The 703-nt window shown below is 53.2% G+C and carries 1 protein-coding gene and 1 pseudogene; both read left to right on the forward strand.

Translation table 11 applies throughout. The features are described 5' to 3' along the window. Nucleotides 1–336 (forward strand): annotated as a pseudogene (locus tag UC14_RS23880) (3-hydroxy-5-phosphonooxypentane-2,4-dione thiolase LsrF); the annotation flags it as partial. A gap of 3 nt (nucleotides 337–339) precedes the next feature. Then, the gene (gene lsrG, locus UC14_RS23885) at nucleotides 340–630 is read left to right on the forward strand and encodes a (4S)-4-hydroxy-5-phosphonooxypentane-2,3-dione isomerase (RefSeq protein ID WP_037034453.1); all 291 of its coding nucleotides are present in this window, start codon (nucleotides 340–342) and stop codon (nucleotides 628–630) included. Nucleotides 631–703: the final 73 nt, after the last annotated feature.

Consider the following 703-nt stretch of genomic DNA (forward strand, 5'->3'; position numbering starts at 1 on the left):
GCGCGGGATCAGCGTTACTTCTCGCTGGCAACCCGCATTGCCGCTGAAATGGGCGCGAACATTATCAAAACCTACTATGTCGATGAAGGTTTCGAACGCGTCGCAGCGGGATGTCCGGTGCCGATAGTGATTGCCGGCGGTAAAAAACTGCCGGAACGCGAGGCGCTGGAAATGTGCTTCAAAGCCATCGATCAGGGCGCATCCGGTGTGGACATGGGGCGCAACATCTTCCAGTCCGAATCGCCGGTTGCCATGCTGAAAGCGGTGAAAGCAGTGGTGCATGAAAACGCCAGCGTGGCGCATGCTTATGAACTGTTCCTGAGTGAAAAGGGGTGAATCATGGAAGTGACACTGGTCGAAATTAATGTTCAGCCGGAAAAGGTGGATGAGTTCCTGGCGGTATTTCACGCTAACCATTTGGGCGCGGTGAAGGAACCGGGAAATCTCAGATTTGATGTGTTGCAGGACGAGGCGGTACCGACGCGCTTCTTTATCTACGAAGCCTATCAGGATAACGACGCTGTGCTGGCACACAAGAAAACACCGCACTATTTGAAATGCGTCGAGGCGCTGGAGGGGATTATGTCGGAGCCGAGGAAGAAGACGGTGTTTAAAGGGGTATATCCGTAAGGTAAAAACGGGTTTGCTCCACCTTTAGTGAGGACCATAGCGGAGCATTATTAGTTTTGGCTCCTCCCCCTGC

The sequence above is a fragment of the Rahnella sp. NRRL B-41462 genome, assembly GCF_003263525.1.
GTDB classification, from domain to species: domain Bacteria; phylum Pseudomonadota; class Gammaproteobacteria; order Enterobacterales; family Enterobacteriaceae; genus Rahnella; species Rahnella aceris.

Excerpts from the sequence above, each read along its gene's own strand:
- lsrG (WP_037034453.1), top strand. The coding sequence starts at position 340 with ATGGAAGTGACACTGGTCGAAATTAATGTTCAGCCGGAAAAGGTGGAT.